This window comes from Pedobacter sp. UYP1 (genome assembly GCF_040547305.1).
In the GTDB taxonomy this organism is placed as follows: domain Bacteria; phylum Bacteroidota; class Bacteroidia; order Sphingobacteriales; family Sphingobacteriaceae; genus Pedobacter.
The window spans coordinates 12,876-31,610 of sequence record NZ_JBEPPL010000019.1 but is presented as its reverse complement, the minus strand read 5'-3'; the positions used below and the strand labels follow the sequence as shown (position 1 = coordinate 31,610).

Below are 18,735 nucleotides of genomic sequence, written 5' to 3'. Positions count from 1 at the left end.
AACATTGCAGATAAATTTGTTGTTGTGTAGATAATATCAGGTATTTTGAATGATAGCTTAATGATAACAGATGAAAACGGTAACTTTTTCTTTCGATCATCCGGTAGCCGTAAAAGTGTTTTTCAATTGCATTTCGGACCCTCAGCTTAAACTAGACATTAAATTCTTGCGTAGTGATGAGTGGGGATTGCTGCATATTCCAATCGATGACATTCCTGAAGGCATATGGAAGTTAATGCTCGAATGGAATTATGAAGGCCGGGACTTTTGCATGGAAAGAACAATTGAATCAAGCGGCGCTGTTTTATAGCCCATGTTTACGGACTCTAAACAATTAAATAATTATTTTATCGATTACTTACAATCTGATTGCAAATAAAAGGTATGGTTTTTGTACCTTTGAGGAAATTTTTAGACATTAATGAAGATATTTATTACAGGCCTTCCGTTAGAAGTAGGGGAAGATGAATTAACAGCCGTATTTGGTGATTTCGGTCAGGTAAAATCACTTAGAATTATCAAAGATCGTGAAACTGGTCAGAGTCGTGGTTTTGGTTTCGTAGAGATGCCAGTAGACGAAGAGGCTAAAGAAGCGATCAAGAGAATGAACGGTGGTGATTACAATGGTAACCGTATCAAAGTTGCTGAAGCACAGGAAAAACCTAATACTGGCGGTGCTGGTGGTGGTGGCGGTGGTTTCAAACGCAACAACAACAACAGAGAAAGAAGCTATTAATTAGCTTTTTTCTATTGGATCGATTTTTCTATCATCACATAGAGAACCAGGGTTTAGTACAATAACTCCTGGTTCTTATTTCGGGTGATTCTTACAATTATCCTGAATATATGTGGTTGATGAAAAAATACCTGCTATTTAACCTGGCTTATGCACTGCTATTTATATTAGTGCTGGCCTCCGGATACAAGCAATATACGCTTTTAAACTACGGTCTGATACCCTGCATTACGCTGGTATTAATCGTGTTTTTCTGCTCGGCTACACATTTGAGCGGCCGTTTCCACCAAAGGTTATTTACAGGTTTGGTTTTCGCCCTTACCGGCAGTACTTTGTTTCTGCTGAGGGGGTATGATCCGTCCTGGTTTTCTTATGGGCTCATAGCCTTTCTGATTTGCCATCTGTTTTATATTGGTGCTTTTTACCTCGATTTCCGTTCTGCACAAGAGCTGGATAAAAAAGGGGCAAGGATCGCCATATTCAGCAGTGCAATCACTTTTACTGCTTTTTATTTCTATCTCAGACCACATTTAGGTACCTTAAGGTTACCTGTGTTAGCTTGTATTTTTATTGTTGCTTTACTCATTATGATGGCAGCCTTTAGAAATCAGCGTGTCAATCCACCTAGCTTTAAGCTAATTCTTACAGGTGTCCTGTTTTTTATTGGGGCAGATGCACTTCTGGCGCATACTTACTTTATCAGCCCTTTTGAGTTTTCTGATTTGCTGATCAGTATCTTTTATATGATCGCTCAATACCTGATTGTAATAGGTGGAGCAGAGCGGAAATTGGTTAGGCCTTTAACAGCTGATTAGTGTTTTTCCCGGTCCAGAATCGTAAACTGCTGGACGAATCTTTCTCCTTGATTATCAACTAGTGTTAAGGTATGTTTTCCTGGTGCCGGACTCAGACTGAGCTGATGTGTGTGTGCGGTTGTCGCTACATATTCGTTATCTATATGCCAGTAAATCTGTGCATCAGCATTTTTATGAGTCGCAGTAAAAACAACTTTGCCTCTTTTTCCATCAAGCTCCAGTGGAATATAAATAGCCGCATTGTTCTTCGGATAAATCATATCCATCACATAATTATTGCCAGTATCACCACATCCTTTCATCAATGTTGGGAGCGGTTTATAATCGCTATGTTTGATCTTATAATAATATTCCATTGCCGGAGGTAAAATAAACCAGGATTGGTGGATCATATTTGCCGGACTTATACATTGATCTGTTACGCGGAAAGCTTTGGTCTGGTCCAAATGTATTATTTTGTGGTAAGGACAAACTACAGTTTTCTCTCCTGCAAAAGGAACGAGTTCAGTGACACGATCAGGACAGTATTCACTGGCTTTATAGCCACTTTGGCGGCAGATACTCAGCTGTCTTAACTTGTTTTTTGGGGTTTCAAACCATTTACCCTTAGGGAGCTGCCTGAAAATATCAAACAACACTGGTGCTGCGACATCGATTCCTGTTAGTCCGGGTCTGCCTTCACCATCCGCATTTCCTACCCACACACAAACTACATAGTCAGGCGTAAGGCCAATTGCCCAGGCATCTCTGAAACCAAAGCTTGTCCCGGTTTTCCAGGCTAAGCGTTGTGCAGAGGAAAATTGCTCCCATAACCCTTCATCACCAGGGCGCATCAGTTCTTCCATCGCATTAAATGTGCTCCAGATAGATCCATTGTCCAGAAAGGAATTGCGCTGAAGCTCATTCTCTTCTAATTTTTCTGCATTTTTATGCTGTATATAATCCGGAGCGTCATAATCATGTGGATTATAATATCCTTTATAATCATTATAATGATTGAGTGACCTGGCCATTCCCATATAGGTTTTGGCGAGATCCCACATTGTCACTTCACTACCTCCAAGGATGAGTGATAAGCCATAATGATCTGCTGGTTGATTGAGCGTTGAAAAACCTAATTTCTTTAATTGATCATAAAAGCGTGGATATTTATAAGTCTGTAATAAACGAACTGCTGGAATATTTAACGAGCGGCTTAATGCACGGTCTGCGGCAATCGCTCCATCATAACCCAGATCATAATTTTGCGGCGAGTAATTGCCGATTTGAGTAGGAATATCAGGAATCAGAGTTTTTGGAAGGATCAATCCATCATTTAACATGCTGGCATATAGCAGTGGTTTCAAGGTACTTCCCGGACTGCGCGGAGCTTTGATCATATCTACATGACTTTCCAATGCTGCATTTTCTGGCTGATAAATGTTCCCTGCATAAGCCATCACTGTACCGTTTTTCACATTCAATACCAGCGCAGCAATATTATCAATATCATTTGCACGATACCGGTTATTATATCTTTTTAATAAGGAATTGATCTTTAATTGCAGGGATTCGTCTAAAGTCGACCTGATCCGCGTAGTGGATATTTTTAAACTGGTTCTTTCTGTTTTAAATCTATTCAGTAAATGTGGCGCATTTTGGGGTAATGGTCTTGGTTTTCCAGGTACGGGCTCCAGTTTTGACAGGTTGGCAGTAGCCTGGTCAATAATTTTTAATTTGACGAGCTGGTCAAGCAGGTTATTCCTTTTGGTAATTAAACGGGTAATATTCCGGCCCGGATGTACCAGTCTTGGGCTGTTCGGTAAAACTGCCAGAGTTGCCATTTCTCCCCAGGAAAGTGATTGTGGACTTCTGCCAAAATACCTCCATGCAGCTGCTTCCAATCCAACTACATTGCTTCCAAATGGAGCATTCGCAGCATACAAACGTAGTATTTCCTGTTTTGAACTCCTGACTTCCAAACGGATTGCCAAAAGAATTTCGAAAAGTTTTTGAGCTATAGTACGGTCTTGCCTGCGGCTGAGCCGGATAGTTTGCATGGTCAAAGTACTGCCACCACTTACAATTCCTTTGGCGCGATAGTTTTGCTTCATCGCTCTTGCCATCGCTAAAATGTCTATCCCCGGGTGTTTGTAAAACCGTTTGTCCTCAAAAGCGATAATGCATTTTGTAAATTTGCCGGGAATAGAATCAGCAGCAGGAAAGCGCCATTGCCCGTCTGAGGCAATAGCGGCATTTAATAGCTCTCCATTTGAAGCTTCTACTACATAAGAAGTAGGAGAGACAAATAGTCTGGAAGGCAGGCAGAGTAAAAAACAACACAATAACAGGAATACAATTCCATCACTAATCAGCAGTTTTGACACCGGCTTTATTTTTATGCTCATCTCTATTTAATCACCTGCACCCATTTTCCATCTTGCGTTGCACTAATTGTATTGTTGTACATCGCTTCACATTGTACTGCTGAAAGATAATATTTACCAATATAAGATGCATTCAGCAATACCTTATACGTTACTGTTTCATTCTCTCTCAAATTAAAATAAGTAAATACGCGATCATCTCTGATATCTCTGTAAGTGTAAGGAGAAGAAGAAATGATACTTTCGTTATCATTTACCCTTGTATTGATAATCTCCCAGCCAGAAGGGAATATCTGTGTCAGTGCCATTTGTTCATACAACCCCATTTTACCCGGATTTTTCACGACTACTTCTGCGTAAAAATCCAAACCCTGTTTTAATATTGAAGGATCAATTGGTTTTCCGTTCAGTAATTTGTAACTGATCGACATATCCAGAATGTCAGCATTGTTAGGTTTGAAATTATTCTGACCTGCTGCTGGTTGTCCATCTAATATTAATCTTGCAAAAAGTACAGTTTGTCCATGATTGGTCACTGCGGCTGTTTTTCCTTTAAAGTTGATTGGCAGACTGCTTAAATACTGATTTCCATTAAATGTTCCTTTTTTACCATCCAGCTGATAGGTGTAGTTCAATTTGGCAGCAGCTGAGTTTTGTCCGCAGAATTTGGCTACTGCCAATAAACTGTAAGCTGTAGTTTGCGTGCTATACCAGTCATTCGTACCTAATTTAGCTGCCACAGTTTGTAATACCTGTGCTGCTTTTCCTTTTTGCCCCATCAGGGTTAAGGTCTCCAGGATCATTGCCTCATCCCGACTTTCAGAGCCATAAGTTCCGCCTAATTGTGTATAAGGTTTAACGGTTATCTCAAGCCCTTTAATCAATGCATTAGCTGCAGCAGCTTGTCCGGCAAGCTGATAAGCTGCTGCCAGTCTCCATTTAGCACTAACCGACAAGTATTCAAAAGCACGCAACCTGTTCATGGCGGCCATTTCTGGTTTACGTGCCAGGGCGAGCACATATAAGCGGTAGGCTTGTGACAGATCACCACCATAGAAATTGTTGCTATTTGGCACCCAGCTTCCTGCTTTTCCTTTCAGGTAACGTAAAACTTCATCCAGCATACCAACAGGGATATTATAACCACCATTTTGGGCTTCTACCAGGAAGTGTCCGGCATAATTTGTTCCCCATTCATCAGCCGCAGGTTCACCCGGCCAGTAGGCCAGACCTCCTTCTGTAGTTTGGAAAGAACGCAGCCTGTTAATTCCAGCCTTGATATTTCTATCGGTTTGTGCTTTCTGCTGTTCATTCAGGGGACTTAATTTATTCAGGAATAATTGCGGGAATACAGCTGAAGTTGTCTGTTCCACACAACCATGAGGGTATTGCATCAGATAACTTAGTCGCTTTTTAAGATTAACAGGAGGGATAGCTGATAATTCTACACTGCCAGAATTACTTCCTGCAATACCTAAAGGCAGATAATTTGTTGTCCAGCTTTGTCCAGGCTGTATAATGGCAGAGACTACGTTAGTGACATATGGATTTGGATTTCTGATATCCAGTTCAAGATCGTAAACTGCTTTTTCAGTACCACTTTGGGCTACAATTTTCACTTTGGCAATTCCGGTCATTTGCGGTACAGTGACTTCAAAGTAAGCCATTTGTTCACCCGGTTGTGCGTAAGTTAATTGCCTTGTTTTAGCACCTGCTACTTGTAGATTTTGTGTTTGCAGTTGCACGTTTACATTTTTGAGGTTCTTTTCTGTTGCAAATACGGTGACTGGTAAAGTGAAACTTTCCCCCGGCCCGATAACCCTCGGCAAGGTCGCCAATACCATTAATGGTTTTTTTACCTGCACAGATTTTTCTGCAGCTCCATAAGCACCATCCTGTCCGGCAACAACCATCGCCCTGACTGCGCCAATATATTGCGGCAACTTAAATTTATGCGTCTGACTACCTCCTTTACCTAAAGCAAAAGGCCCTAAGTATTTAACCACAGCTGTAAAGCGGTTTGCTTTTGCAGGATTCAGGTTACGGTTTGCACTACCATCACCTCCAATACTTAGAATACGTTCCAGATTGCCACCCCATGCGCCTAATACATAGTCAAAAAGATCCCATGTTTTAACGCCCAAACCTTCACGTGCATAAAATACAGCATGTGGATCTGGAGTTTTAAATCTTGTTAAATCCAGTAAGCCTTCATCTACAAGCGCAATGGTATAAGTCATTGCTTTTCCGTTCTGCTCAGATACAGTAATGGTATTTTCTGTTTCAGGTTTAATTTTGTCAGCCATTTTAATGACTGGTTTTAATATTGTTTCCGGATCTTCAATGCTTAATGGAATAGCTCCATACATCCTGATTGGAAGATCATTGACCGTTTGTGCATGCGGTTGTAACAGCGTGATGTTCGCAAAAACATTTGGCGCCATATTCTTTTCTGCCTTGAATTTAAACTGGGTCTGACCTTTTTTGGTATCAGTCCAATATGTTTTTAAAACCCGGCTGCCATTTTCGATAGAGATTAAAGCTCTGCCATTTTCACCAGTAGGGATAGTCAGGACCACCTCTTCACCAACTTTAAATTTAGTTTTATTTGCAGTGAAAGAAAGCATCGAAGCCTCAGTAGGATTTGCTGATTGTTCACGTTGTGCCCATCCCGGCCAGTCCACATAAACAGCTTTACCGGTTACGTGACCGCCATTCAAATCACGAACTAAGACCAGATAACGTCCCCATTCAGGTTCATTAATGTGTAAAGTCCAATTTCCTTTTCCATTTTGTAAGGTTACATTTTCTTTTTGAATCAGCTTATTGTATTCATTTTGCGTGAAATTAGCGAAGGAGTTTTGGGTATCCTGTTCCCACCACCAGCGCCATTGCACTTTATACAATTCCACCTGCACATTTTTAGAGCCGCCAATTAGTTTACCATCGCGGTTTACATTCACGATACTAAAATTATGATCTTTACCGGTCACCAGCATTCCACTTAGTTTTTCTCCTTCTGGTGCTTTGATTCCATAATAATTGGTAAACACATGATAGGGGACAGAGAAATTATCAATACTGAAATTTCCACCTGCTTCGAATACTTTGGTGGTGAAATTAGCCTTTAATACACCCGGAGCAGTTGCATTTTCGTTCAGATTTGTATTGACAGCAGCCATTCCGTTTTCATTCAGTCTGCCTTCAAATATGGTTTTAACCTGGGAGACAAAGTTTACGGTTGGATTGTCAAAGTTATAACCATCAAAGCCGGCAAATGTGGTTTGCATCGTATTCAAATTCACATCAACTTTAGCTTTCAGGTTTTTTCCGACTGCACCAAATAACCAGTTGGCAGAAAGAGCAGCAGTTGCAGTTGCGCCTGTGCCTAAGTATTTGCGGTTGCCGATGTCAAAGCCAATCTTTAACCGGTTAGGCATAACCGTCTCGATTTTTAATGTTTTTTGAAACGAAGCTCCACCAGCTTTTACTTTAGCTACCCAGTTTCCGGTAGGTGCGGTACTTTCAGTAGCTGTGCGGAAAGCGTAAAATCCGTTTAAGGATGCACCGCTAATTGCCTTTTTTACCAGCTGACCTTGTGGATTATACAATTCAAAAGTAACCGGATAAGCTGCAGGAAGTTTCTTCAGTTTATCTTCCAGAATGAAAGACAAGAAGAGTGAATCCCCTGGTCTCCAAACTCCGCGTTCTCCGTAGATCAAACCCTTTAAGCCATTCTGCACCACATCACCGCCAACGTCAAAACGACTCAACGGAAGTGAATTTCCATCATCAAGCTTTAAGTATCCGCGTTCGTCTCCATTTTTGGCAACCAAAAGGAAAGGCTTTTTTTTCAAATCGAAAGAAGCCATTCCATCCCCGTCAGTTTTCACCGTATGAATTACCTGACGTTGATAATCCAGTAATTCCAGCGTAACCCCGCTTAGTGCTTTTGTAGTCAGCAAATCGGTGGCTATAATCAGCATGCTGTTATCATTTCCTCTTTTAGCGACCAGGCCGATATTTGAAACCAGCAGGTTCCGGCTGGCAAATTTATCACTCGTATAATAGGATGGTGTACAAGGATTGTCTTTATCACTCCAGTTATAGCCTGCGCTATAATAGTTATTATAGGTGCGCCAAAAGTCATCATCCTCATCTATCTTTTCACCGTAATATTCATTGTCGTCATCTTGTGAAGCTTCTTTAGCACCAGTACCTTCTGCACAGTTTAAAATATTATAGGTTTGGCGGAAACTAAAAGTTACCCGGTACATTGCGCCAGGTTCTGCTTTGATAATTTTATCAAGGTCTAATACAAACCGGTTCTTTTTATGAAGATTCAGAGTTTTATCTTCATCCAGGCGGATCTTCTTTTGTAGCAGTGGTTTACCAACACGTCTTAATTCATTAGCTTCTTTATAGTTGTTGTTCTGAAAAAACTGCGGGATATTATTTTCATATACTTTGATAATGGTTACATCGACAGCTTTCAGGTTAACGGCCTCAAAAGGCAGAACGAGTTTACCTGAATTAGGAAGAATTGTTCCGCTGCCGGCAATAGTTACCGAAGGGAGTTTATTTTCAAATACGATATTGGCTGTCGCACTTGCATCAAGCGCACGTTCATTACTATTGACAACTCCCTTATTAACTGTTAAAGTATAATTCCCCAGAAGTGGTTCTGGCGTATAAATTTTGACCTGGCTGCCGTCAATGGTATATCTTAAATCTGAGCCTTTTCCCAGGGTGATTAAACCCGTTAAATCCTGTCCAATGCCAACAGGTTCAGAAAACTGTACCAATGCATAATCTTCAAGATTCTGTATAGCTTTTGTGGCAAGTACTTTGAATACACCATTTGCAGGTACCGCTAAATTCTCTTCCCCTTTATTTTTTGCATCTATCGCATCACCAGACCATTTAAGGACCAGTTTTTCTTCTTTTGATGTTTTCTTGATACTATCAATCAGGAAAGTTGAAGCGTTTTTCTGCGGATTATGCTGCCATTTTATCTTTAAATGCTGATCAAATTCAAGCTCCAGACATTTTTCCAGCAGCTTAGGGTCTTCTTCATCAGCTGTACTGATTTCTCCAGTCAGCTTCATATAAGTTAAGGAAGTATTATTCTGGGAAATCAAGCCGTTCTGGCTGAGTACTAACCCAGGTTTAATCACGCTGAATTCAAAGTCGAACTCTTCGAGGCCTTTTTCTGTTTCGGTGACTTTGCCGAGCTTGAAACTGGCAGTATATGTTTTTCCGGATTCTAATTTCTCATCTGGTCTGAATTCTACAGTTTGTGCGTCTATCCAGTAGGTTTTACCTTTCACAGCAGGGGAGAAGCTAAACAAATTGCGCTCGTCTGGTTTACCGAGTTCACCCATTGTTTTCACCTGGCTGGCCAGCTGGATCCTGATCAAGCTCTTTTTAGAAACGGTACCAGAAGTATAGCCTTCAATGTATTTAGCATAAGCCTGTTGCATTTCTGCCGGCTTGTGTTTTCTGAAAATGAAAAAAGCAGCTATTCCGATCAGAATAACTGCAATTGAACCAATTAAGATTGGTTTTTTATTTTTGAAGAAGGCGCTGTTCTCAGTATTCATATTTTTCTTGCACTAGATATCTCAGGGAAAATACGAAAAATTATCGAACTGGAAATTTATTTAATCATCACGCCTGGTTTATTCATCAGAGGGATTTTGATCAGATTATCATCCACTATACTTTCCGGTAAAAAGATAAATTTCTTATCATAAATAGTACCGTCAATATAATAACTCAACCAGTATTCATTAGTCAGTCCGAAAACTTCTGTGTCTATCGCTTCAACTCCTTTAAAGGAATTAGCCGGGACATCACCTAAAAAGTGACGCAGAACAGAAGTTTTTACGAGTCTGCCATCCTTCTCCCCATAACCTTTGGAGCTGATCAGCACATTGTCAATTTGTACATTTTTCAGATTGATCAGGTAAACGGTCCAGTTTTTTACTTCTGGCGTTTCACTGATCAATACGACTGCCATGGCAAGGTCTTCCACAATATTTTCCGGCAGATCTTTCTTCATATTTTTATTTCTTTTTAACTGGGGCTTTTTTCTTTGCAGGCGCTTTTGCTGCTGCACTTTTTGTAGCGGCAACTTTAGTACCAGCTGCTTTCTTTTTCGTTGCTTTTGGCTCAAAAGCATTCGGAACTTGCTCAACAATCAGCTTTTTAACCTCTTCCAGAGAAAGTACAGCCAGTTCTTCTGGTGTATACTTTTCGTTAGTGGCCGGGTTCTTACCCAGTTTGAGCATATCTTTTCCGAAACGGATAAAAGGTCCCCATCTGCCGTTTTCGATAGCAATTTTATCGGCAGTCCATTGCTGAATGAATCTGTTAGCCTCTTTTTCTACTTTTTTACCAATCAGTTCCTTGATATCGCTATCAGATAATTCATCAAAGTTATAAGCTTTAGGTACATTGATAAATAAGTCGTTCCATTTGATAAACGGTCCGAAACGTCCGGTACCTTTAGTCACTGGTAATCCTTCATAATGTGCCACAGGAGCATCAGCAGTAATTTTCTCTTCAATAATTACAATTGCGCGGCTCTGATCAACAGTTAGCGGATCTTCATTCTTAGGAATAGAGATGTAAGTTTCGCCCCATTTCACATAAGGTCCAAAACGACCAACACCTACAGCAACTTCTTTATCTTTATAGTTTTCCAACTGGAAGGGTAACCTGAACTGCTCTAAAGCATCTTCAAGAGTTACCGTACCCACTGATTGCGATTTCATCAGACTCGCATATTTAGGTTTCTCTTCATCGTCATTCTGACCGATTTGTACCAGAGGACCAAATTTACCAACCTTTGCGTAAACGTTTTTACCACTCACAGGATCAATACCCAATAGGCGCTCACCATTTGCTCTGTCGGCAGTTTCAGTAGTCACTTCAACCTCTTTATGGAAAGGGGTATAAAAAGCATGAAGCATCTTTGTCCAGTTCTGTAAGCCCTGGGCAATCTCATCAAATTCCTTTTCTACTTTGGCCGTAAAGTTAAAATCAACAATACCTTTAAAATGTTCTACTAAGAAGTCATTGACAACTTCACCTATATCAGTTGGAAATAATTTAGATTTTTCCGCACCGGTAATTTCAGTTTTAATGGCCTTAGTTACTTCGCCATTTTCAAGAATAATCGAACCAAATGAACGGCTGCGACCATCACGATCTTCTTTCACTACATAACCACGATTCTGGATCGTAGAAATAGTAGGTGCATAAGTAGATGGACGGCCAATACCAAGCTCTTCCAGTTTCTTAACCAAACTTGCCTCTGTATATCTTGCAGGTGGACGGGAGAAGCGTTCTGTTGCATTCATCACAGTCAATAAAAGATCCTGACCTTTAGCTAAAGGAGGCAGGATATTTTCATTGTCTTTGTCTTCTGCATCTTCATCGTCACTGGATTCCAGGTAAACTTTCAGGAAACCATCAAATTTCATGACTTCACCTTCAGCGACCAGACTTTCACTGCGTGTACTCACTGCAATTTGCGCCGTTGTTTTTTCAAACAGGGCTTCACTCATTTGAGAAGCAATCGCACGTTTCCAAATTAGCTCATACAAGCGTTGTTCAGAACTATCGCCAGTTACGGTATGCTGATCAAAGTAAGTAGGGCGGATGGCCTCATGCGCTTCCTGAGCCCCCGCGGATTTAGTTTTATAAGTTCTCAGCTGATGATATTTCTGTCCATAGGCAGAATTGATCTCATTTGCTGCAGCTGTTAAAGCTGTTTCAGATAAGTTTACCGAATCCGTTCTCATGTAAGTGATCTTTCCACTTTCATATAAACGTTGTGCAACCTGCATGGTACGTGATACCGGGAAGCCCAGTTTCCGGGAAGCTTCTTGTTGCAGGGTAGAAGTCGTAAAGGGTGCTGCAGGATTACGTTTAGCTGGTTTAGTTTCCAGGCTGCTGATTTTAAAACCGGCATTGACACAGTCACGGACAAATTTCTCTGCTTCGGCTTCCTGTTCAAATCGCTGAGGTAACTCTGCTTTCACAAACTCCCTTGCTTTTCCTGTGCTGAACCGCGCTGTAATTTTATAGGCAGCGGCCGCGTTAAACTTATTTACTTCACGTTCTCTGTCTACAATAAGACGTACCGCTACTGATTGTACACGGCCAGCCGATAAAGAAGGTTTCACTTTTTTCCATAAAACGGGAGAAAGTTCGAAACCTACCAGGCGGTCTAACACGCGTCTTGCTTGTTGTGCATTAACCAGGTTATAATCAATTGTTCTTGGAGATTCAATCGCTTTTAAAATTGCAGGCTTGGTGATTTCGTGGAAAACAATACGTTTAGTCTTGTTTTCTTTCAATCCCAGCGTCTCAAACAGGTGCCAGGAAATTGCTTCCCCTTCGCGGTCCTCATCGGATGCGAGCCATACCATCTCGGCTTCCTTTGCTAATTTCTTAAGTTCAGCTACCACTTGCTTTTTATCGGCGGGTACTTCATAGGTTTGGGCGAAATCATTATTCGTATCAATTCCCATATCTCCTTTAATTAAATCGCGGATGTGTCCGTAACTCGATTTAACAATGAAATCTTTACCCAAATACCCTTCTATTGTTTTCGCTTTTGCAGGTGATTCAACTATTAATAAATTTTTGGCCATCTAGAAGGTTTTTCTGCAAATAAAACTATAAATAAGCCTAAAATCAAAATTCTACTAAGAATAAATCTCAAAAACTATGATTTGGACGTTGAAATTATTGCTCATTTCTTAAATCTGAAGCCTTAATTGATACGTATAATGAATAGGAACCGATTAAGTTTACCTTCCTATTATATACGTGTAAATAATTTGTCCATATATTCGTTGTAACATAAAATTTAAAACTATGAACACCCTACTTATTTTATTCAGCTTGTTATTTACCCCGCCGCAAAGCATTTACGATTTTACCATGAAAACAATTGATGGTAAAGAGATTAAGCTTTCAAAGTTCAAGGGTAAAAAAATCCTTATTGTAAATACAGCTTCAAAATGCGGGTATACGCCACAGTATGAAGACCTGGAAAAATTACACCAGAAGTATGGTAAAGATGTAGTGCTGATTGGTTTTCCGGCGGGTAATTTCGGTGGACAGGAACTGGCTACAAATACAGAGATACAAGATTTCTGTAAAAAGAATTTTGGCGTTACTTTTTTATTGAGTGAAAAAGTAAGCGTAAAGGGAAATGACATTAATCCGATTTTCAAATACCTGACTTCGGCCAGTAATTCTGATTTTACCGGAGATATCAAATGGAATTTCGAAAAATTCCTGATTAATGAAAAAGGAGAGCTGGTTCACCGTTTCCGTTCTAAGGTTACACCAATGAGCCCTGAACTGACTAAGAACTTGTAACAATTGCTATACAAAGCATTTAAAAGGCATTAAAGCATGAATCAGAGAAATTCCTTAACAGGGATTTCTCTTTTTTTTAACCTGAAAATTGGGGGATTGATTTACATTTGCAACTTAATTTCAACTATGCAAAATTCACCAAAGCTCCGGATGCTCAGTTTTCTCCTGGGCTCTTTTTTTTTAGGCTCCTGCAGCAGTACTTATCAGGTCGTTAAATCTAATCGGGGAGAATATAAAGTATCGGAAGAGGCCTCGGTCGATAGCGCAATTATCCGTACTTATCAACCTTATAAATTAAAGCTCGATTCACAGATGAATGAAGTTTTAGGTTATTCGGAGCATGAGCTTACTAAAAAAATGGTTAACGGAGAATCTTCTTTAGGGAATTTCTTAGCTGATGCCTCTTTATTTGAAGCGCGTAAAACTATTCCGCAAATAGATTTCACTATGCCTAGCGGAAATGGAGGGTTACGTAACGATTTACCTTCAGGAGCGATTACCTTGTCTAATATTTTTCAGCTCATGCCGTTTGAAAATGAATTGATTGTTTTTGAACTGAAAGGCTCAGATGTTCAGACTTTACTGGATTATATTGCGCGTACTGGCGGACAACCCATAGGTGGTTTAACGATGAAAATTAAAGAAAAGAAACCGGCAGACGTATTAGTTGGCGGTAAGCCTTTTGATCCTTTAAAAAATTATAGCGTATTGACTTCTGATTATATTGCAGGTGGTGCTGATGGGATCAGCAGCTTCAAAAATCCGGTTTCCAGCAAAGTATTGGGACTTAAAATCCGCGATGCTTTAATTCAATATATTAAGGAAACTAAGAATAAAGGAGTAAAAATCAGTTCAAAATTAGATGGGAGGATGACTAATGATTAATCGTAGAAAATTTATAAAAACTGGTGGTATTGCGGCAGCTGCAACCGCTTTGAGTATACATTCTTTAGATGCGCTGGCAAATGGAGAACTAAAACATCTGACTATTTTACACACGAACGATGTACATAGCCAGATCGAACCTTTTGCCATGGATGGTGGCCGGAATCAAGGTTTAGGTGGAGTAGCGAGAAGATCAGCTTTGATTAAAAAGATAAGAGCAGAACAACAGCATGTACTTTTATTAGATGCTGGTGATATTTTTCAGGGCACTCCATATTTTAATTTATATGGTGGAGAGCTTGAAATTAAACTGATGAGTGAGATGGGATATGATGCCGCGACAATGGGAAATCATGATTTTGACAATGGAGTGGAAGGTTTCTATAAGCAGTTACCACATGCTAATTTCCCGATCCTGGTCAGTAACTATGATTTCTCTGATACCATTATGCACAAATCTACCCAGCCTTTTAAAATCTTTAATAAAGGTGGTTTGAAGATCGGTGTTTTTGGAATTGGTATTGAGTTGAAAGGATTGGTGGGAGAGAAGAACTATGGGAACACGATTTATCAGGATCCGGTTTTAAAAGCTAACGAAACTGCTTCACTACTTAAAAATGACTATAAATGTGATTTAATTATTTGTCTGTCTCATTTAGGTTATAAATATTCAGAGAATAAAGTATCAGATCAGACTTTAGCGGAGAATAATGATTATATTGATTTAATCATTGGAGGACATACGCATACTTTTATGGACAAACCTCAGGATGTGAAAAACAGAGCCGGAAGGATCACAACGATCAATCAGGTTGGTTTTGCGGGAATAAACTTAGGACGTATTGATTATTATTTTGAAGCATACAGAGGGAAGAAATTGTTAACTTCTTCTCCCTATATGATTTCAGATCAGCTGGATAGCTAATTATTAATGTCAAGCTGGTAGCTAATTAAATTTAGACAAGGAAGCCGCCTCCTAAAAGGTCGTTTCCTTCATAGAAAACAGCCGATTGTCCAGGTGCAATCGCAGATACATTGTGGTCAAATACGACACGCATTCTATCTTTTTCCTGAACAATGGTACTTAACATCCCTGCATCTTTATAACGTATTTTGGTAATCACATTATCCATTGGTTCAAAAATATTGTCATATTTAATCAGGTTAATGTTACGTACCATGGCTTCGCTTCTTTCCAGTTCTTCGGCTCTGCCCAGCATAACCGTATTACTTTCCGGGAGGATTTGCGTTACAAACATAGGCTCACCAAAAGCGATACCTAATCCCTTACGCTGTCCGATAGTATAAAAAGGATATCCTTTATGCTGTCCAACGATCATCCCATCGCTGGTAATGAAATTTCCACCTGCAACACGGTCTTCCAGATCTTCTACCTTATGTTTTAAGAAAGAACGGTAATCGTTTTCAGGTACGAAACAGATTTCATAACTCTCACTTTTTTTCGCCAGTTCTTCCTGTCCCATATCCAATGCCATTTGTCTGATATCAGCTTTGGCGAAAGATCCTAACGGAAATTGTGTACGTGCAAGGTTTTCCTGAGAAACACCCCATAAAACATAAGACTGATCTTTATTTTCATCCAGTCCTTTAGAAATTACATGTCTGCCGTTTTCATGTTGTCTGACATTTGCATAGTGACCAGTTGCTATAAATTCACAATCCAGTTTGTTTGCACGTTTCAGCAATGCTTCCCATTTGATATGGGTATTACATAACACGCACGGATTTGGTGTGCGGCCTGCAAGATATTCGTCAACAAAATTATCAATTACATAATCACCAAATTCTTCTCTGATGTCTAATATATAATGTGGAAAGCCATAGTTTACTGCTAAGGTACGGGCATCATTGATACTGTCCAGACTACAGCAACCGGTTTCTTTACTACTGCTTCCTGATGTGGCATAGTCCCAGGTCTTCATCGTTAAACCGATAACTTCATACCCTTGTTCGTGTAACATTACTGCTGCTACTGAACTATCTACACCGCCACTCATGGCTACCAGAATTCTACCCCTTTTACTCATTAGTATTTTAATATGAGACAAAAATAACTGATTTTAGTTAAAGATTCATTTTTTAAGGAGTCAGATCCTTGTAAAAAGGTAAATGAAAACTATGATTAAACGATATAGCACATATGATACAGCGTTTTACAATCTTATGTGATATATTAGTGCTTTGATAAAAAACAAACCAAAACAGACTAATTGATGAAGAAATTTCTATTTTACAGTATTTTATTTATTCCCTTTATCGGTAATGCGCAGCAAGACCTGGCTAAATATGTGAAGCCAATTATAGGAACGCAGAAAATGGGGCATACTTATCCGGGGGCAGTAGTGCCTTTCGGTGCTGTTCAGCTAAGTCCGGAAACGGATACATTATCGTACGAACTGAACGGGAAATATAATGGTGATGTGTATAAATATTGTGCAGGTTACCGTTATGAAGATAAAACAATAGTCGGATTTAGTCATACGCATTTCAGCGGATCCGGTCACTCAGATCTTGGGGATTTCCTGATTATGCCTACGCAGGGGAAATTGCAGTTAAATCCGGGTGTGGCTTCTGATCCTAAAGGTGGATTCAGGTCTGCTTTTTCACATCAGAATGAAGTTGCAGAAGCGGGGTATTACAAAGTTAAATTAGACGATGATAACATTCTTGCAGAGCTGACGGCTACAAAAAGAGTGGGTATGCATCAGTATACTTTTCCAAAATCTGATCAGTCACATATTATTCTGGATCTGATAGCTGGTATTTATAACTATGAAGATAAGAATGTATGGACTTATGTACGCGTAGTCAATGATTCTTTAGTGACTGGTTATCGTCAGACTAATGGCTGGGCAAGAACGAGAACAGTTTATTTTGCGATGTCATTCTCTAAGCCATTTGTGAAATATGGCCAGAAAAACTATGACCGCAAACAGGCATATAAAGGATTCTGGGGCAAGTTTGACCAGACAAAGAACTTCCCTGAAATTGCTGGTAAACAGATAAGAATGTATTTTGACTTCAAAACTGAGGATCAGGAAAAAGTGAAGATCAAGTTTGCATTATCTCCGGTAAGTCAGGAAAATGCTTTGGAAAATATGCATGCTGAAATACCGGGATGGGATTTTGAGCAGGTTAAAAAACAAGCAAAAGAGGAATGGAATAAAGAATTGAATAAGATTACTGTCAATACATCAGAAGATGATAAAGTGAACTTTTATACTGCGATGTATCATGCTTTTATCAATCCAACAGTTTATACAGATGTAAATGGTCAGTATAAAGGACTGGATCAGGGGATTCATGAAGCGAAAGGTTTTACGAATTATACAACTTTCTCTTTATGGGATACCTATAGAGCTTTACATCCATTTTTTAACCTGATCCAGCCTTCACGTAACAATGATATGGTAAAGTCTATGATGGCACATTATGATCAGAATTCATTGAAGATGTTGCCTATCTGGTCGCATTATGCAAATGATAACTGGTGTATGAGTGGTTATCATAGTGTATCTGTAGTTACTGATGCGATTATTAAGGGTGTTTATAATGGTGACCCTGAAGCAGCACTTGCGGCTTGTATCGTAACTTCTAACCACAGGGATTATGAAGGGATAGGAGATTATATTGATAAAGGATATATTCCTGCTGAGAAGAGTGGTGTTTCCATTTCAAATACATTGGAATATGCTTATGATGATTGGTGTATCGCCCAATTAGCCAAGAAATTGAATAAACAGGATATTTACCAGGAATACATGAAACGTTCTGGAAACTGGGAGAATAATTTTGATTCTTCAACAGGATTTATGCGCGCTAAAATGGCTGATGGTACTTTTCAGAAGAAATTTGATGTGATGAGTACACATGGTCAGGGTTTTATTGAAGGTAATTCATGGAACTATAGTTTCTTTGTTCCACAGAATCCGAAATTGCTGATTGAACGCATGGGAGGGAAGCAGAAATTTGCAAACAGATTGGATACGTTGTTTACAATGCATTTACCTGATGAGTTTTTTGCCGATACCGAAGATATTACCAGAGAAGGGATTGTTGGAGGTTATGTACATGGTAATGAGCCGGCACATCACGTTGCTTATTTATATAATTGGACTGATCAACCTTGGAAAACTCAATCCAGGATAAGAATGATCTTGAAAATGCAATATAAAAATGCACCTGATGGTCTGGGTGGAAATGATGATTGCGGACAGATGAGTGCGTGGTACATATTCTCTTCACTGGGTTTCTATCCAGTAGCACCTGGGTCTGATGAATATTCTTTAGGCAGCCCTGCAGTAAAATCTGCAGTATTGAAACTGGAGAATGGAAAAACGTTTACTGTGGATGCGATTAATCAGAGTGATAAAAATGTGTATGTACAAAAGGTTTTACTGAATGGTAAGGCGATAACTACACACACGATTAAGCATGGTGAGATCACTGCGGGTGGAAAACTAACGTTTTATATGAGCAGTAAACCAGCAAAATAGATTTAATTAGGATA

The 18,735-nt window shown here is 39.6% G+C and carries 12 protein-coding genes; 7 read left to right on the top strand and 5 right to left on the bottom strand.

Translation table 11 applies throughout. The features are described 5' to 3' along the window. The first annotated feature begins 70 nt into the window (after positions 1 to 70). From ABIB30_RS24800 to ABIB30_RS24790, 3 genes are all read left to right on the top strand, one after another. Positions 71 to 310, top strand: coding sequence for a hypothetical protein (locus tag ABIB30_RS24800; protein ID WP_354305708.1), 240 nt, complete (start codon positions 71 to 73; stop codon positions 308 to 310). Positions 311 to 421: 111 nt separating this feature from the next. Then, entirely contained in the window at positions 422 to 736 is a 315-nt protein-coding gene (locus ABIB30_RS24795; RefSeq protein ID WP_068398171.1) for an RNA recognition motif domain-containing protein, read from the top strand. 119 nt (positions 737 to 855) lie between these two features. Continuing rightward, positions 856 to 1,551 (top strand): lysoplasmalogenase, encoded by a 696-nt coding sequence (locus ABIB30_RS24790; protein WP_354305707.1) that lies wholly within the window; start codon positions 856 to 858, stop codon positions 1,549 to 1,551. Here ABIB30_RS24790 and pbpC read toward each other — a convergent pair. The 4 genes from pbpC to topA are packed head-to-tail and all read right to left on the bottom strand — an operon-like array spanning position 1,548 to position 12,583. Then, the gene (gene pbpC / locus ABIB30_RS24785) at positions 1,548 to 3,938 is read right to left on the bottom strand and encodes a penicillin-binding protein 1C (RefSeq protein ID WP_354305706.1); all 2,391 of its coding nucleotides are present in this window, start codon (positions 3,936 to 3,938) and stop codon (positions 1,548 to 1,550) included. The two genes, ABIB30_RS24790 and pbpC, sit on opposite strands and share 4 nt — an antisense overlap. Positions 3,939 to 3,940: 2 nt before the next feature. Further along, complete coding sequence (locus ABIB30_RS24780; protein WP_354305705.1) at positions 3,941 to 9,520, bottom strand: alpha-2-macroglobulin family protein; 5,580 nt, start codon at positions 9,518 to 9,520, stop codon at positions 3,941 to 3,943. Between the two features lie 56 nt (positions 9,521 to 9,576). Next, positions 9,577 to 9,981, bottom strand: coding sequence for a hypothetical protein (locus tag ABIB30_RS24775; RefSeq protein ID WP_183867036.1), 405 nt, complete (start codon positions 9,979 to 9,981; stop codon positions 9,577 to 9,579). Positions 9,982 to 9,985: 4 nt separating this feature from the next. Beyond that, positions 9,986 to 12,583, bottom strand: coding sequence for a type I DNA topoisomerase (topA, locus tag ABIB30_RS24770; protein WP_354305704.1), 2,598 nt, complete (start codon positions 12,581 to 12,583; stop codon positions 9,986 to 9,988). Positions 12,584 to 12,809: 226 nt separating this feature from the next. Here topA and ABIB30_RS24765 point away from each other — a divergent pair, with 226 nt between their 5' ends. The 3 genes from ABIB30_RS24765 to ABIB30_RS24755 all read left to right on the top strand — a co-directional run bounded on the left by ABIB30_RS24765 (position 12,810) and on the right by ABIB30_RS24755 (position 15,129). After that, a complete protein-coding gene (locus ABIB30_RS24765; RefSeq protein WP_354305703.1) occupies positions 12,810 to 13,319 on the top strand; it encodes a glutathione peroxidase in 510 nt (169 codons plus the stop codon). Between the two features lie 126 nt (positions 13,320 to 13,445). Next, positions 13,446 to 14,204: a 5'-nucleotidase C-terminal domain-containing protein gene (locus ABIB30_RS24760; protein WP_354305702.1), complete on the top strand. Its 759-nt coding sequence runs from the start codon at positions 13,446 to 13,448 to the stop codon at positions 14,202 to 14,204. Then, positions 14,197 to 15,129 (top strand): bifunctional metallophosphatase/5'-nucleotidase, encoded by a 933-nt coding sequence (locus ABIB30_RS24755; RefSeq protein WP_354305701.1) that lies wholly within the window; start codon positions 14,197 to 14,199, stop codon positions 15,127 to 15,129. The genes ABIB30_RS24760 and ABIB30_RS24755 overlap by 8 nt, the downstream gene beginning before the upstream one ends. Positions 15,130 to 15,160: 31 nt before the next feature. On the opposite strand, the gene mnmA is transcribed toward ABIB30_RS24755, so the two are convergent. Then, positions 15,161 to 16,252, bottom strand: a complete 1,092-nt coding sequence (mnmA, locus tag ABIB30_RS24750) for a tRNA 2-thiouridine(34) synthase MnmA (protein ID WP_183867041.1) — start codon at positions 16,250 to 16,252, stop codon at positions 15,161 to 15,163. Positions 16,253 to 16,438: 186 nt separating this feature from the next. Here mnmA and ABIB30_RS24745 point away from each other — a divergent pair, with 186 nt between their 5' ends. Then, positions 16,439 to 18,721 carry a GH92 family glycosyl hydrolase gene (locus ABIB30_RS24745; protein ID WP_354305700.1) on the top strand — a complete coding sequence of 761 codons (2,283 nt, stop codon included), beginning with the start codon at positions 16,439 to 16,441 and terminating at the stop codon, positions 18,719 to 18,721. The last annotated feature ends 14 nt before the right edge of the window (positions 18,722 to 18,735 follow it).

Excerpts from the sequence above, each read along its gene's own strand:
- pbpC (WP_354305706.1), bottom strand. The coding sequence starts at position 3,938 with ATGAGCATAAAAATAAAGCCGGTGTCAAAACTGCTGATTAGTGATGGA.
- ABIB30_RS24795 (WP_068398171.1), top strand. The coding sequence starts at position 422 with ATGAAGATATTTATTACAGGCCTTCCGTTAGAAGTAGGGGAAGATGAA.
- mnmA (WP_183867041.1), bottom strand. The coding sequence starts at position 16,252 with ATGAGTAAAAGGGGTAGAATTCTGGTAGCCATGAGTGGCGGTGTAGAT.
- ABIB30_RS24775 (WP_183867036.1), bottom strand. The coding sequence starts at position 9,981 with ATGAAGAAAGATCTGCCGGAAAATATTGTGGAAGACCTTGCCATGGCA.
- ABIB30_RS24760 (WP_354305702.1), top strand. The coding sequence starts at position 13,446 with ATGCAAAATTCACCAAAGCTCCGGATGCTCAGTTTTCTCCTGGGCTCT.
- ABIB30_RS24800 (WP_354305708.1), top strand. The coding sequence starts at position 71 with ATGAAAACGGTAACTTTTTCTTTCGATCATCCGGTAGCCGTAAAAGTG.
- ABIB30_RS24745 (WP_354305700.1), top strand. The coding sequence starts at position 16,439 with ATGAAGAAATTTCTATTTTACAGTATTTTATTTATTCCCTTTATCGGT.
- ABIB30_RS24790 (WP_354305707.1), top strand. The coding sequence starts at position 856 with ATGAAAAAATACCTGCTATTTAACCTGGCTTATGCACTGCTATTTATA.
- ABIB30_RS24780 (WP_354305705.1), bottom strand. The coding sequence starts at position 9,520 with ATGAATACTGAGAACAGCGCCTTCTTCAAAAATAAAAAACCAATCTTA.
- topA (WP_354305704.1), bottom strand. The coding sequence starts at position 12,583 with ATGGCCAAAAATTTATTAATAGTTGAATCACCTGCAAAAGCGAAAACA.
- ABIB30_RS24765 (WP_354305703.1), top strand. The coding sequence starts at position 12,810 with ATGAACACCCTACTTATTTTATTCAGCTTGTTATTTACCCCGCCGCAA.
- ABIB30_RS24755 (WP_354305701.1), top strand. The coding sequence starts at position 14,197 with ATGATTAATCGTAGAAAATTTATAAAAACTGGTGGTATTGCGGCAGCT.